Origin of the sequence: Bacillus sp. RK1064 (assembly GCF_051488405.1) — a bacterium.
Classification (GTDB): domain Bacteria; phylum Bacillota; class Bacilli; order Bacillales; family Bacillaceae; genus Bacillus.
Genome location: NZ_JBPSCZ010000001.1, coordinates 2,321,939 through 2,335,903 on the forward strand (window position 1 = coordinate 2,321,939; position 13,965 = coordinate 2,335,903).

General features: G+C 42.0%; 14 protein-coding genes. 6 read left to right on the forward strand and 8 right to left on the reverse strand.

Annotated elements, in window-relative coordinates; genetic code table 11:
- Positions 1-45 precede the first annotated feature (45 nt).
- Entirely contained in the window at positions 46-1,545 is a 1,500-nt protein-coding gene (gene katX, locus ACSSTM_RS11920; protein ID WP_254637664.1) for a catalase KatX, read from the reverse strand.
- A 194-nt stretch (positions 1,546-1,739) separates the two neighbouring features.
- Between katX and ACSSTM_RS11925 the strand changes: the two genes are divergently transcribed.
- From ACSSTM_RS11925 to ACSSTM_RS11935, 3 genes are all read left to right on the forward strand, one after another.
- The gene (locus tag ACSSTM_RS11925; protein WP_034660643.1) at positions 1,740-2,396 is read left to right on the forward strand and encodes a hypothetical protein; all 657 of its coding nucleotides are present in this window, start codon (positions 1,740-1,742) and stop codon (positions 2,394-2,396) included.
- Between the two features lie 149 nt (positions 2,397-2,545).
- Positions 2,546-3,040, forward strand: a complete 495-nt coding sequence (locus ACSSTM_RS11930; RefSeq protein WP_034660642.1) for an RNA polymerase sigma factor — start codon at positions 2,546-2,548, stop codon at positions 3,038-3,040.
- Positions 3,041-3,898, forward strand: a complete 858-nt coding sequence (locus ACSSTM_RS11935; RefSeq protein ID WP_034660641.1) for a DUF3298 and DUF4163 domain-containing protein — start codon at positions 3,041-3,043, stop codon at positions 3,896-3,898.
- Positions 3,899-3,945: 47 nt separating this feature from the next.
- Here ACSSTM_RS11935 and ACSSTM_RS11940 read toward each other — a convergent pair whose 3' ends face one another.
- Positions 3,946-4,872 carry a manganese-dependent inorganic pyrophosphatase gene (locus ACSSTM_RS11940; protein ID WP_095286172.1) on the reverse strand — a complete coding sequence of 309 codons (927 nt, stop codon included), beginning with the start codon at positions 4,870-4,872 and terminating at the stop codon, positions 3,946-3,948.
- 302 nt (positions 4,873-5,174) lie between these two features.
- Here ACSSTM_RS11940 and ACSSTM_RS11945 point away from each other — a divergent pair, with 302 nt between their 5' ends.
- The 3 genes from ACSSTM_RS11945 to rplI are packed head-to-tail and all read left to right on the forward strand — an operon-like array spanning position 5,175 to position 8,569.
- Entirely contained in the window at positions 5,175-6,113 is a 939-nt protein-coding gene (locus tag ACSSTM_RS11945) for a YybS family protein (protein WP_034660744.1), read from the forward strand.
- A 30-nt stretch (positions 6,114-6,143) separates the two neighbouring features.
- Entirely contained in the window at positions 6,144-8,123 is a 1,980-nt protein-coding gene (locus ACSSTM_RS11950) for a DHH family phosphoesterase (protein WP_034660639.1), read from the forward strand.
- Complete coding sequence (gene rplI, locus ACSSTM_RS11955) at positions 8,120-8,569, forward strand: 50S ribosomal protein L9 (RefSeq protein WP_095286171.1); 450 nt, start codon at positions 8,120-8,122, stop codon at positions 8,567-8,569. The genes ACSSTM_RS11950 and rplI overlap by 4 nt, the downstream gene beginning before the upstream one ends.
- Positions 8,570-8,610: 41 nt before the next feature.
- Here rplI and ACSSTM_RS11960 read toward each other — a convergent pair whose 3' ends face one another.
- The 6 genes from ACSSTM_RS11960 to ACSSTM_RS11985 form a co-directional block, all read right to left on the reverse strand.
- Entirely contained in the window at positions 8,611-9,825 is a 1,215-nt protein-coding gene (locus tag ACSSTM_RS11960; protein ID WP_095286170.1) for a CynX/NimT family MFS transporter, read from the reverse strand.
- Positions 9,826-9,847: 22 nt separating this feature from the next.
- Positions 9,848-9,994 carry a YycC family protein gene (locus ACSSTM_RS11965; RefSeq protein WP_003214589.1) on the reverse strand — a complete coding sequence of 49 codons (147 nt, stop codon included), beginning with the start codon at positions 9,992-9,994 and terminating at the stop codon, positions 9,848-9,850.
- Positions 9,995-10,066: 72 nt separating this feature from the next.
- Positions 10,067-10,801: an alpha/beta hydrolase gene (locus ACSSTM_RS11970; RefSeq protein ID WP_060597691.1), complete on the reverse strand. Its 735-nt coding sequence runs from the start codon at positions 10,799-10,801 to the stop codon at positions 10,067-10,069.
- Between the two features lie 115 nt (positions 10,802-10,916).
- Positions 10,917-11,882 carry an ABC transporter substrate-binding protein gene (locus tag ACSSTM_RS11975; RefSeq protein ID WP_095286169.1) on the reverse strand — a complete coding sequence of 322 codons (966 nt, stop codon included), beginning with the start codon at positions 11,880-11,882 and terminating at the stop codon, positions 10,917-10,919.
- Positions 11,883-11,980: 98 nt separating this feature from the next.
- Positions 11,981-13,606, reverse strand: a complete 1,626-nt coding sequence (locus tag ACSSTM_RS11980) for an AraC family transcriptional regulator (RefSeq protein ID WP_095286168.1) — start codon at positions 13,604-13,606, stop codon at positions 11,981-11,983.
- 124 nt (positions 13,607-13,730) lie between these two features.
- Positions 13,731-13,958: an MbtH family protein gene (locus ACSSTM_RS11985; RefSeq protein WP_025093680.1), complete on the reverse strand. Its 228-nt coding sequence runs from the start codon at positions 13,956-13,958 to the stop codon at positions 13,731-13,733.
- Between the last annotated feature and the right edge of the window lie 7 nt (positions 13,959-13,965).

The following is a 13,965-nucleotide window of genomic DNA, read 5'->3' on the forward strand; positions in this document are numbered from 1 at the left end:
ATGGATACAAAAAAAATGCAGCCTAGGTGCTGCATTCTTTTTTATTTAATAAGGATCTGAAGGTGTGCTGTTGTTAATCGCTTCGTTCACGGCTTGTGCGGCGCCTGTAGAGCCTATAGGTCCGCTTGGCTGTTCTTGTTTGAAGGCTTTTAAGCCGTCAGCGACACGCTTCCCGTAATCAGGGTCAGCCTTTGTAAAGTTTTCGATCATTTGCTCTTGAATGTCCTTTTGACAGGTCGCAAGGGTGTTGACTAAGTTCTTAATCAGTTCCTCACGTTCCCAATCATTGAAGCGGCGATACGTTTCTCCGGCTTGGCCAAAGTTGTTCGGGCGGTCAATGGCTTCTCGTTTGACGTCACCCTCTACAAAAGGCGTATGATCTTTTCCATCCTGCTTGGCTTCTTTTAATCCGCCGAGGATCGATGGTTCATAATTCACATGAGGGTTTTGCTCTTTGCCTTGATCGACATGGTATTCCATTTGCCCATCTCTTTGATTCGTGGCCACATGCTTTTTCGGTGCATTGATCGGCAGCTGTAAATAGTTTGGCCCCACACGATATCGCTGCGTGTCAGAATAGGAGAAGGTGCGCCCTTGAAGCAACTTATCATCTGAGAAATCCAAACCGTCTACGAGAACGCCAGTCCCAAAGGCGACCTGCTCGACTTCTGCGAAATAATTTTCTGGATTTTTGTTTAACACCATTCGTCCAATCGGTTTCCATGGATAGTCATCCTTGTACCAAAGCTTTGTCGGATCAAGCGGGTCAAAGTCAAGGTGAGGATGGGCATCATCTTCCATGATCTGCGCATATACCTCCCATTCAGGATGATCTCCTTGCTCAATGGCTTCATACAAATCCTGTGTGGCATGATTAAAGTTTTCTCCTTGAATCGCTTGAGCTTGTTCTTGCGTCAGGTTGCGAATGCCTTGCTTCGGTTCAAAGTGATATTTGACCAGCACTGCTTTTCCTTCATGGTTCACCCATTTGTAGGCATGGACACCTGAGCCTTGCATGTGCCGATAGGTTGCGGGGATGCCCCATGGTGAAAAGAGAAATGTCACCATATGCGTCGCTTCAGGTGATTGCGAGACGAAGTCAAAAATACGCTCGCCGTCTTGACGGTTGGTGACAGGATCAGGCTTAAAGGCATGAACCAAATCAGGGAATTTCAAAGCATCTCGGATAAAGAAAATTTTGAGGTTGTTCCCCACGAGATCCCAGTTGCCTTCTTCTGTATAAAATTTAATCGCAAATCCTCTAGGGTCACGCAATGTTTCTGGTGAATGACCGCCGTGAATCACAGAAGAAAAACGAACGAAAACAGGTGTCTTTTTTCCTTTTTCCTGAAATAATTTTGCCCTTGTATAAGTGGAAATGGGTTCGTCACCGAATGTGCCATAGGCTTCAAAATAACCGTGAGCTCCGGCCCCGCGCGCATGGACGACACGTTCAGGAATGCGTTCACGATCAAAATGACTGATTTTCTCTAGGAAATCGTAGTTTTCAAGCGTAGTTGGTCCTCTATTTCCAACGGTTCTCATATTTTGATTGTCTGTTACGGGATGACCTTGCCGATTTGTTAAAGTGTCTTCTGACTCTGAAGATGGTTTAGGGTGTTGTTCTTCTTTCAATTAAATCCCTCCTTCAATATCTCCCTAACAATATGGTCATCATGCTCCCTATTTCATACAAGGATTGATATAATGATTGAAAACTTTCACGAGGAGCGAACCTGATGATTCGATTACACTGCCTTCACGCCCATCCGTCCAATCAGTCATATATAGAAGATGTTTTTGGCGATACCGATATTGCGCTTTATCACACGGTCGATTCATCATTTATAGAACGCGCTACACAAGATCCCACTTTTGATCAACACAAGCAGCAAGCCTATGTCATCAACAAATTGATGCAAGAAGATGAAGCCGATCTCATTCTGCTCACGTGTACACAATACATTGCCGCTTTGGGTGATCAGCAGCATCTTTTTAAACAACCGATTGTTCCGATCGATGAACCGTTATTTGAGCTGATTTGTCAGGGAAAAGGGCCTCTTCAACTTGTGTTTTCAAACCCGGATACAGTGGAAGGGACAATGAAGCGGCTTAAATCATATGCAAAAGAGCACGGCAAACAGATTGATGCAGAAGTTATGGTGATGGAGGATGTCTTTCACCTTTGCCTAAATGGTGATATGCAGGCTTATGAGGAGCAAATCAAAAAGCAGCTCAGAAGATGTATGAAACAAAGCGGAGATATTTGCGTGATGCAGCTATCGATGGTTCATGCGGCACAGCAGATGGAAGAGGAGACAGGCGTTCCGATCATTCATCCGCTTTCTCCACTTAAACAGTTTGTCCATCAAACAATATCTGCTTTGAAAGAGTGAACCTGTCTGGTTCGCTCTTTTTGTATAGAAACGGAAATGGGATGACATGTTAAAAAAATAACCGAGCGCAAACTATTTTCCAAAGGCGCGCGTCTATCCATTGTAAGAAATAACCGATGCGCATTTAAGATAAAGGAGCTCTTTGTAAAATGAAGAAACGAAAGATTGAGGATCAATTTGCTGATTACGTAATGGAGCATAAACACAGTTTTTATCGATTGTCCTATAGTTATGTCAAAAACCCAGAGGATGCGATGGATGTCGTTCAAGAGGCGATTCATAAAGCACTCAAATCTGTTCACCGATTAGAGGATGCAACTAAGATGCATAGCTGGTTTTATAAAATCGTGGTGAACGCTGCCCTAGACTTTTTACGAAAAAAGAAGCGGGTGCAAGTGACAGATGATGACACACTCGAATTCTTGTCAAAGGGTGAGTCAGATGTCTATGAGGATCAAGATGTCAGACGAGCCCTAGAGGATTTGCCTGAGATGTACCGGGTTATCATCATTTTGAGATTCTTTGAAGATTTAAAATTAGAGGACATCGCCCATATTCTCGAAGAAAACGAAAACACCATCAAAACAAGATTATATAAGGCGTTGCGGCTTTTAAAAGTAGAATTATCGCAGGAGGAAATATAAATGGATAAGCATTTGGAAAAGTTAAAAGAGGAATATTTAGAAATCCCAATTCCACCGGAATATGATGCTATGGTTGAACGGACATTGAAACGAAAAAACAAAAAAACTCATTTTCAGCAATGGACCATCGGACTTGTTGCTGCGGCTGCTCTATTTGTCACGACTGTTAATGTCAGTCCACAGGCGGCAAGAGCCATTTCAGAGGTGCCTGTCATTGGCGAGCTGGTGAAAGTCGTGACATTCACAGAATTTAAAAAGAGTGATCAAGGAACGAATATTGACCTTAAAACACCACACGTTTCAGGGCTTGGGGACGGAAAATTACAAGACAGCCTGAATCAAAAATATTTAGCTGAAAACAAAAAGCTGTATCAAGATTTTGAAAAGGAAACAAAGGGTTATAAAAATGGTCATTTAAGTGTAGAGAGCGGATATGAAGTGAGAACGAACAATGACCAAATTCTCTCGTTAGGTCGATACAAGGTGACGACTCAAGCTTCTGCGGCAGAGGAAATGACATATGATACGGTGGATAAGAAAAATCATGTACTGATTACATTACCAAGTTTGTTTAAAGATGATCGGTATATAGATGTCATTAGTGAAAATATTAAAGATCAAATGAAGAAACAGATGAAAGAGGATTCAAATAAGATTTACTGGATTGGCAAGCAAGATATGGCGGATCCATTTAAGAAAATTAAGCCGGATCAAAGCTTCTATATCAATTCAAAAGGCAAACTGGTGATTTCCTTTAATGAATATGATGTGGCACCTGGTTACATGGGTGTAGTTGAATTCACGATTCCAACAAGTGTGCTAAAGGATATTCTTGTCAGCGATATGTACATTCATTAAAAGAAGAAAAAAGACTGCTGAACATGTCAGCAGTCTTGTTGTGTTGATTAAGAAAGTGCGTCTGTTAGTGCAGGTACCACTTGTTTCTTTCTTGATACAACACCTTTTAGTAAAGCGGTGTTGTTTTCAAGTGTGACATTAAATGCTTTTTCTACTTTTTCAGCTTCGGTACCGAGTGCAAGAGCAAGGGAGTCATTTTCTAGGATGTCTGTGATCACAAGAACGAAGAGATCAAGACCTTTCGCTGCGATGACTTCATTGATTTTCGCTTCAATGTCAGCCTGTCTTGCTGTTACTTCCGCGATATCTACTGTATTAACTTGCGCAATTTCCACTTTGCTATTGCCTAGTGCAAATTCTTTTGCATCAATTGTAATTAATTCTTGAACCGTTTTTTGGCTTAGGTCAGCGCCAGCTTTCAGCATGTCTAGGCCGTAAACTTCTGGATCTACCCCTGCAATTTCAGCTAGCTCATGCGCAGCATCAATGTCTTGCTGTGTGCATGTTGGGGATTTGAATAGCAAGGAATCAGAAATGATTGCAGATAAAAGCAAACCAGCGATTTCTTTTTCAATCTTCACTTGGTTCTCTTTGTACATTTTGTTTAAGATTGTTGCTGTACAGCCAACAGGCTCAGCGCGATAGTAAAGAGGTTCACTTGTTTCAAAGTTGGCAATACGGTGATGATCAATAACCTCAGTCACTTGTACTTGATCAATATCGCTTACACTTTGTTGGAATTCGTTATGATCGACAAGAATGACTTGCTTTGTTTCGTTTGCAGCCGTTTCAATGAAACGAGGTGCTTCTTGTTTAAAGAAATCTAATGCGTATTGTGTTTCTCCATTGATTTCTCCAAGTCTGACCGCTTCTGCCTGAACGCCGATTTTGTTTTTCAGATCAGCGTAAGCGATAGCAGAGCAAATCGTGTCTGTGTCAGGGTTTTTGTGTCCGAATACGAGTGTTTTTCCCATGTGAATTCTCCTTCTTACATTTATTGATGATGTTTCTATTCTAACAGCTTTTGACCTTGAATTCAGGGTTTATAGCTAAGAATAATCTAAAAAATTGTAACATGCTGATTGAAAAGTTGCATGTACGAATCTATATTGGTGTTCCACGTGAAACGCTCCTAAGATAGCCTGCATTTTACTTGCGATTTGCCGCTATGGTAAAATAAAGGTTGGGGTAAGACATGGTGTAGCTTACATCGTACGTATACATAGAAGGACACATTGAGCAAGATATAGAAAAAGGATTGGATAGAGGTGAAGGTGTGAAACAAACAAAAGCGTTAGTAGAGGGCGCTATCATGATCAGTATTTTTTCTGTCATGATGCTGTTTTATTTGTATGTGCCGCTATTATCCATTATTTTCTTTCTAGCTGCTCCGATACCGATTATCCTCTATACAATCAGGCACGGCTTGAAAAAAGGAATTGCTGCTGGCGCTATTGGGATAGTGATCAGCTTTTTAATTGGGTCTCTTGCTGGACTCATGAGTGCGCCAATTCTGATTGCTGCCGGATTAGGCATGGGTGTTTTCTACAGCAGAAGGCAGCCTGGGAATGCCATCATTACAGGTGCGCTGATCTATTTATTCAGTTTTCTTATCTCCTTTATTGTCAGTGTTCAGCTTTTTCAAGTCGATATCATGGGTATCGCGAAAGAGTCGGTTGAACAAATGATTCCGATGTTAGAGAGTGTCTTAAAGCAATCCGGCGCTTCTGAGCAGAACATTGCGAAGCAGCTGAAGCAGTTCAGAGAGATGCAGGATGCTGCATTGAGTGCTTTGCCTGTAGCGCTGTTAATTGGTGTCACATTGCTGGCGTTCGTGAATCACTGGTTCGTGCAGCCTCTGATCAAACGGTTTGTCAAAGACATGCCGGTCTTGAAGAAATTTAAGGATATGCGGCTGCCAAAAAGCATGGTATGGTATTATTTACTCACACTGCTTTTGATGCTGATTCAGACGGAAAAAGGCAGCTTTTTATGGCTTGTTCAAACGAGTGCTTTTCAAATTTTATTTATACTGGTGCTTATTCAGGGATTTTCCTTTATCTTCTATTATTGCCACGAAAAAAGCATCTCAAAAGCGGTGCCCATTTTCGCTATCGTGTTAGGGGTTCTCTATCCGCCAGTCGGTGTGATTGTGCGTATTATAGGGATTGCTGACATAGGCTTTGATTTAAGAGAGAAAGTAAAAAACAAATAATTCACTCTGAATGTTGAGGAGTTGATATCAGTGCCAAGCTTCTATAGAAAACCTGTCATCAAGTATCCGATCATCGCTTTGATTGTCCTTGCGGTGGTCACAGTCCTCCTCAACCTTTATTATAATTGGATCATAGGAGCGGTTGGTCTTTTCGTTCTTGCAGGTGTGCTCTACTTCTTAAAGTGGGCAGATACGCAAGTGCAAAAAGAGATTGATTCATATATTTCAACATTATCCTATCGAGTCAAAAAGGTTGGAGAAGAAGCATTAATGGAAATGCCAATTGGTATTATGCTGTTTAATGACCAGTATTATATCGAATGGACAAATCCATTTCTCGCTTCGTGCTTTCATGAAAGCACGCTTGTCGGCAGATCCTTGTATGATACATTCGAGTCCGTTGTGCCTCTTATTAAACAAGAGGTCGAGACAGAAAATGTGACGCTGAATGACCGGAAATTCAAAGTCATTATTAAACGGTCAGAGCGCCTTTTATATTTCTTTGATGTCACGGAACAGGTGCAGATTGAAAGACAGTACGAAAATGAACGAACGGTGTTATCTTATATCTTTTTAGACAATTACGATGATGTCACGCAGGGTCTTGATGATCAGGTGCGCAGCACCATTAATAGTGAAGTGACGTCGCTGTTAAACAATTGGGCACAAGAATATGGCATTTTCCTGAAGCGAATTTCGTCTGAACGATTTATGGCGGTTCTAAATGAGAGCATCTTAGCAGAGCTTGAAGCGTCGAAGTTCTCCATTTTAGACGAGGTCCGTGAGAAAACAGGGGCGCATAGTGCGACACTTACTCTGAGTATCGGGATTGGAGCGTCCGTTCCTTCTTTAAAAGAGCTTGGGGCACTTGCGCAGTCGAGTCTTGATCTTGCCCTCGGACGAGGCGGGGATCAGGTAGCCATTAAGCAGCCAAATGGAAAAGTGAAATTCTACGGCGGGAAAACGAATCCAATGGAGAAACGGACACGTGTACGCGCACGAGTCATTTCTCATGCTTTAAAAGAAATTGTATCTGAAAGCGGAAATGTCATGATCATGGGGCATAAGTTCCCAGACATGGACTCGATCGGTGCATCGATTGGAATTTTAAAGGTCGCCCAGGCCAATGGGAAAGAAGGCTATATTGTCATTGATGCCAACCAAATTGGTGACAGTGTTCAACGCTTGATTAGTGAGATTAAGAATTATGAAGATCTTTGGTCACGTTTTATCACCCCAGAGGAAGCCATGGAGCTTGCAGAGGATGATACATTGCTTGTGGTCGTGGATACACATAAACCGTCTCTCGTCATGGAAGAACGACTGCTCAATAAGATTGAAAATATCGTGGTCATTGACCATCATAGACGCGGCGAAGAGTTTATCCGTGATCCATTACTTGTCTATATGGAGCCGTATGCTTCATCCACAGCAGAGCTTGTGACAGAGCTTCTAGAGTATCAGCCGAAGAAATTGCGTATTAACATGATTGAAGCTACTGCGCTTCTCGCAGGGATCATCGTGGATACGAAGAGTTTCTCGCTGAGAACGGGATCAAGAACGTTTGATGCAGCATCCTATCTTCGTGCGAAGGGGGCAGATCCTGTCCTTGTGCAAAAATTCCTAAAAGAGACAGTTGATCATTACATCAAACGGGCAAAACTCATTCAGCATACAGATTTGTATCAAAATCAAGTGGCGATTGCTTCATTGCCGTCAGACAGCTCGGAGTATTATGATCAAATTACGATTGCCCAGACGGCTGATTCTCTATTGTCAATGAGTGAGGTAGAAGCGTCATTTGCTGTCGCTAGACGAGATGACAACACGGTGTGCATTAGTGCGAGATCATTAGGAGATATCAACGTCCAAATTATCATGGAAGCGTTAGATGGCGGCGGTCATTTGACTAACGCTGCCACCCAAATGTATGGTATAACCATTGAAGAAGCGGTAGAGCAGTTAAAAGCTGCCATTGATGAATATTTCGAAGGAGGGGTTCAAAGATGAAAGTCATCTTTCTAAAAGACGTAAAAGGCAAAGGGAAAAAAGGCGAAGTCAAGAATGTAGCTGACGGATACGCTCACAACTTTCTCATCAAACAAGGGTTAGCGGTTGAAGCAAATCCAACGAACCTAAGCGCATTGGAAGGGCAGAAAAACAAAGAGAAAAAGAATGCCATCCAAGAGCTTGAACAAGCGAAGCAACTAAAAGAGACACTTGAGGCGTTAACAGTGGAGCTCACTGCAAAATCAGGTGAAGGCGGTCGTCTGTTTGGATCGATTACAAGCAAACAAATCGCTGATAAATTGCAAAAAGATCATCAAATCAAATTCGATAAGCGCAAAATCGAGCTGAATGACGCCATCCGTGCATTAGGTTACACAAATGTACCGGTGAAGCTTCATCCAGAGGTACAAGCAACGTTAAAGGTTCATGTGACAGAACAAGCATAAAGCAGAAAAGAACCCGTCTCACGAGGAGGCGGGTTCTTTTTTTATGATGGATCTGAAATATAGACGCTTCGTCCGGCTCGCATACCGGATAAAAACATAAAAAATAGGATGATGATAAAGATGATAATGGATGGCGTCCATGTATGTGTGAGATCAAAAAGGATACCGATCATGAACGGACCAACGGCGGCTAATAAATAACCGAGAGACTGCGCCATTCCGGAAAGGGCAGCGGCTTGCTCCATATTGGTCGTTCGTAACCCGATAAATGTGAGCGCCAGACTGATGCTGGCACCTTGTCCAATACCGATCAATAAAACAGAGATCACGAGAATAGGCGTCGATCCTCCGAGAAGAAGTCCGATCATGCCAAGTAAATACACAAGGACAAGTCCGAAGACAAGCGGTCTTTGTGTTTTTAATTTTTCTGCAAAAACAGGCGTTAAAAAGGTGGATGGCAGACCAGCAAACTGCATAATGGACAGCATCCAGCCGGCTGTCGACAGGTTCATTCCATGTGATGTTAAAATATCAGGAAACCAGGCGATGCTGCTATAGAAAAGGAATGACTGCAACCCCATAAAAAAGGTCACCTGCCATGCGACACGTGAACGCCATATCGGCTGCTCTGTGAGCGAAATGCTTTTGACGGCCGCTGTGTTCTGATGAAGAAGCTGTGGCGCCCAGACCATCATAGCGAGAAGAGCAAGGCCAGCCCATACGAGGAATGATGTATTCCAGCCGCCAGGCATCGTATGACTGAGTGGAACACTGATACCTGATGCAAGTGCCGCAAAGACGGACATCGAGGTCGTATACACGCTCGTCATCAATCCAGCATGTGCAGGAAATTTATGCTTCACGAGCCCCGGTAAGAGCACATTACATATTGCAATCCCGACACCGACAAGCGCGGTTCCAATCATTAAGAAGGTGATCGTGCCAAACGAGCGAATCACAATCCCAAATAAAAGGACAGCAAGCCCAAGCCAAAGGGTTCGTTCATTGCCAAGACGTTTTCCGATTTTAGGTGCAATTGGAGAAAGCAATGCGAATGAGAGCAGTGGTAATGTTGTGAGAAAACCCGCAAGTCCATTTGAAAGCTGTAAATCGGAACGAATGGCGCCGATGAGAGGCCCCACGGACGTAATGGCAGGCCGTAGATTAAATGCAATGAGTAAAATCCCAGCAATCAGCAGGATGGTTTGTCCTTTACTGCGAGGATGTAATGTTGATTGTTCTAGATGTTGTTCCATGAATGTAAACTCCTTTATTTCTTTAAGAAGAACGATCTTTCTTCTGTTCAAGTTCTGCTAGTTTAGCGATTAAGATATGCTGCGGCATATGCATGATTTGTTCAATGGGTACATTGAGTGATGCCGCAAGTTTTTGTGCTGTATCGGCTGAGATTTGTAAAGGTCTCATGAGCAAATCCCTCCTCTTTCAATCTATACGTTCCAATATAACATATCGGCTTTGTGCTATGCTGATAAAAAATTAGAGTTCTCTTTTATAAAACCACTTTATGGCCGATAAGAAATTTTTTTGAAATTGTTTCAGATGATGGCCCTCCCCTTGTTCGATGTGATATTGCAGCTGCCAATCCTGCATCCCTTTCTGTAATAAAAGGTCATGTAGTTGTTTGTTGAATAAAGGCATGTGCTGTTGAGCAGATGTTTTGCCTTTACCTTCTTCACTGCCTACAGATAAATAGACAAGGTGCTCCACACACTGAATGCTTTGTTGTTTAGCAAACGGTAGAAAATCTTGATACCAAAATGACCCAGAGATAGATGCGATGTTTTTAAAAAGGGCAGGGTGCATCAATAGGGTATAAATAGCAAATAGTCCACCTAATGAAGCACCTACGTGACTATGTTGATGACAGGTCTGCTTGACTGGATATTCTCTTTTGATATATGGGAGCAAGTCATTTGCTAAAAATGACATATACGTCTGTGCCTCGCCATTAAAGTCAGGAAACTCAGAACGCAGTGATGACGCCTTCCATGGTGTATATTCATCAAGTCGATTGAAGGGGTGTATGCCGACAATGATGATTGGCGAGATGGTATTGGCTTCGATCATTCTTTCGATCTCTAGCAGGTGTGTTCTAAACAAAGAAGAGCCATCTTGTACAAAGACAGCTGGAACATCAATAGAGGTGTCCTGTGGAAGGTAAATATCAAGCTGACGCCCATTAAACTCGTCATATAGAAACGTTCCGTTCATGTGTATTCTCTCCTCAAGGTTTTCAACTACGCTGAAAAGAAGACAAAGAGCTAAAAATAAAGATCATTTTAGCCCTTTGTCAACAATCTGATCGCGCAAATTGGCGCTTCTTTTTTTAGTTGTTTTTCTCTAACCATTTGACAGCTTTATCAAGGAAGGTTGTTTTGCTTAGTGCTGTTCCTCCTTGAAGCATAGGATCAACGACATTTGCATTGATGTGCCCATTTTTCACAGCTTTTAGGCTTGTCCAAATTTTATTTTGCTCTAAGTCCTTCAATGCGTTTGGATTCGATGAGTTTTCCGCTTTAGAGAACTGAACAAAAATATAGTCAGGATTTAGTTCGCCCAGGCGCTCCATCGAAATCATCGCTTGTGCTTTGGCTTTTTTGATATCACTTGGTGCTGAAAATCCTAAGTCCCCATATAAGGTTGAGTTGAAGTATACGTCTTCTGGATACACGTACAGGTCGCCCTGTCTAATGCGCAAAATGACAGCTGTTTTGTTGTTGCTTTTGTCTTTCAGGGTTTCTTTCGCTTGTTTGAGATCTTTCTGATAATCAGAAATGATGTTTTTGGCTTCTTCACTCTTTCCAGTCAGTGTACCGAGCAATAAAAGATTGCTTTCCCAGTCAGAAGAGACATGGGATACTGGGATCGTCGTTTGGACTTTATCCAGTTTTTTAATTGTTGCAGGCGGGAACTTTGTTGATCCGAGTATCACGTCTGGTTTTAGTTTTAAGATTTTCTCTAGGTTTGGTTCTGTTTTTTCACCGATGCCTTCTGTTTTCGCTGTGATGTCTTTAAATAATTCAGGGAATGTGCCGCCTACGGTAGAAGCACCAATAGGTTGGATACCAAGTAATTTTGCATCTTCCATTGATTCTAGGCTTCCAGCAATGACGATTCGTTTCACTGGTGTTTTGAGCTTGTACGTTTGATCTAAGTAATTGATTTTTGTTTCTGTTGCTTCAGCTGACTTGCTTTTGGCTGTGTTTGAAGCAGGTTTATTTTCTGTAGCACCACAGGCTGCTGTGGTCATCGTCATGATACAAAGGGTAAGCAATGCTAACCATTTTTTCATTTGTTTTCTCCTTTAACTGATAATTGTTCTCAATTAAAGATTGTATTAGGCTTTCGTCCTTTTAGCCATAGACAATTCTCTATCAAATGATGGACTTTTTACGGAAAAAAAGATAAAAGGTCCTGAATGACTCGTTGATGACTGGCTGCTGTGTATTCACGCCAAGGGTCAGAAGCGAGTGGATAGACTGCTTGTTGACTCACAGCCTTGAGATTTTGCCAAGCCTCCTGTTGCTTTAACTTTTGATAAAATGCAATGGTTTTTGGCTCCTTATGCAAGAAGAGGAAGATGGCGTCTGGGTCTAGCTGTTGTATGGAGCGAATGCTGATTTTTTTTTCTATTAGCTGACCATCATTCTGAAAAGCTGGCAGAAGACCAATGTCATGAAAAATCACTTCTGACATGGTGCGATTTACAGACAAGTAGAGCTGATCTTGAAAGATACGAAGAGGCAGGACGGTTTTTGGTGGATGATCAACAAGGCATGCCTTTTTCGCTTGAATGACGATTTCCTCGTAATGAAGCAACCATTCTTCTGCTTCCTTCGCTTCGTTCAGGAACATAGCTGTTTGTCTGAATTGAGCGCGCCAATTCAATTGTGTGAATGGAACAAAGTGAACAGGACAGATGGTTTTCAACACTTGTTTTTCTTCCTCTGTCACATGATCATTGGCAATGATCAGCTCAGGTTTTGTTTCCTTTAATTGCTGTAAATTGGCTTCAGCGTGCTCGTTGATACGATGTGCACTCAGGTGAATCGGAATTTCTTCTGCATGATGCTTAAAATCATGTGCTGTCCATTTAGGATGAAGAGGGGCAGCATATGGGATGATATGAATTGGTGTGAGCTGACCGAGTATGGAATGACCATAGGCTGCAATTTTCCGCTGACGGCTTTTCATATAAGCAGAAGGGGTCATGCCAGTTTTTTTCTTAAAGATGCGGCTAAAGTAATAGGGATCTTGATAGCCGATTTCCAGTGCAATGTCTTTGAGCTTTGCATTGCTTTTTGCCATTAACTGTTTGGCTCTAGCCATCCTTTTCTTGGTGATATAATCAGTGACACTCACATCAAAATGCTTTTTAAATAGCTCACTGTAATGATTGGCGCTGATGCGAGCCATATGAGATAGACTTGTAAGGCTGAGGGGTTCTTCGGAATGTTGATCAATATATTGTTTTGTTTTGAAAAGGGCATGTGCCGTGTCACAAATATCTTCTTTATGCAGTGTGAAAAGCTGCATAATGAGCTGTTGAAAAAGAGTTTGGCTTCTAAAAAAGCTAATGGATTCAGGTCTTTTCCATTCCTCTGTCATTTCAGGCAGTAAAGAATGAATTTGTTCAATCGAGCTAATATCGATAAATTGCCATACATTCAGTAAAGAACGGGCATGTTCAGTTGATACTTCTCCTATGTTTTGATCTTGCAGTGTGTAGAGCTGAAAGCGAAGCAGATAGAGCTCGTGTTTTTGATAAGGCTCTGTTTTCAACATAAATGTTTCCCCAGGCATGATCGTATAGAGTGTCAGATTTTTCAATCGCCATTTTTGATCGTTCAATGTGAGTAAACCGCTGCCGCTTATGCTGAAGAGGAGGCAGAATGTATCTGATAGCTGTTGCTCCGTATGCGGAAGCTCTGCATTATTTATTTTTTCAGTATATGTTAATCGATAGATGAATTGTTCGGCATTTGCCATTGTACGTAATTGATTGTTATTTCCCATAAAACCACCTGATCTCTTAATGATTGATAAACATTCTCAATTAAATTGTAGCAGAAAGGGCTGGAAAGATGGTGATGTTTATTCTGTCAAAAAAGCACCCTGAGTGAGATCAGGGTGCGATGATTTATTCCGTTTTTCCATGTGCTAGGGCAGGTTCTTTTGTTAAGCTTAAAGGCCGTAAGTCCTGCCAGTGTGTCTGGATATAATCGATGCAGGCATTTCTAGTGTCTTCACCAAAGACCTTTTCCCATCCATCTGGCACTGGTGCAAATGATGGCCAAAGTGAATGCTGTCCTTGTTCATTGACAAGCACAAGAAAGACACCGTCTTCACGATCAAAGGGATTTGTCATTTGTCAT

Bases quoted from the DNA above. Each gene is read 5' to 3' on its own strand.
- ACSSTM_RS11940 (WP_095286172.1), bottom strand. From the start codon at position 4,872: ATGGGAAAAACACTCGTATTCGGACACAAAAACCCTGACACAGACACG.
- ACSSTM_RS11960 (WP_095286170.1), bottom strand. From the start codon at position 9,825: ATGGAACAACATCTAGAACAATCAACATTACATCCTCGCAGTAAAGGA.
- ACSSTM_RS11980 (WP_095286168.1), bottom strand. From the start codon at position 13,606: ATGGGAAATAACAATCAATTACGTACAATGGCAAATGCCGAACAATTC.
- rplI (WP_095286171.1), top strand. From the start codon at position 8,120: ATGAAAGTCATCTTTCTAAAAGACGTAAAAGGCAAAGGGAAAAAAGGC.
- ACSSTM_RS11965 (WP_003214589.1), bottom strand. From the start codon at position 9,994: ATGAGACCTTTACAAATCTCAGCCGATACAGCACAAAAACTTGCGGCA.
- ACSSTM_RS11970 (WP_060597691.1), bottom strand. From the start codon at position 10,801: ATGAACGGAACGTTTCTATATGACGAGTTTAATGGGCGTCAGCTTGAT.
- ACSSTM_RS11985 (WP_025093680.1), bottom strand. From the start codon at position 13,958: ATGACAAATCCCTTTGATCGTGAAGACGGTGTCTTTCTTGTGCTTGTC.
- ACSSTM_RS11925 (WP_034660643.1), top strand. From the start codon at position 1,740: ATGATTCGATTACACTGCCTTCACGCCCATCCGTCCAATCAGTCATAT.
- ACSSTM_RS11935 (WP_034660641.1), top strand. From the start codon at position 3,041: ATGGATAAGCATTTGGAAAAGTTAAAAGAGGAATATTTAGAAATCCCA.
- ACSSTM_RS11975 (WP_095286169.1), bottom strand. From the start codon at position 11,882: ATGAAAAAATGGTTAGCATTGCTTACCCTTTGTATCATGACGATGACC.
- ACSSTM_RS11930 (WP_034660642.1), top strand. From the start codon at position 2,546: ATGAAGAAACGAAAGATTGAGGATCAATTTGCTGATTACGTAATGGAG.
- katX (WP_254637664.1), bottom strand. From the start codon at position 1,545: ATGAGAACCGTTGGAAATAGAGGACCAACTACGCTTGAAAACTACGAT.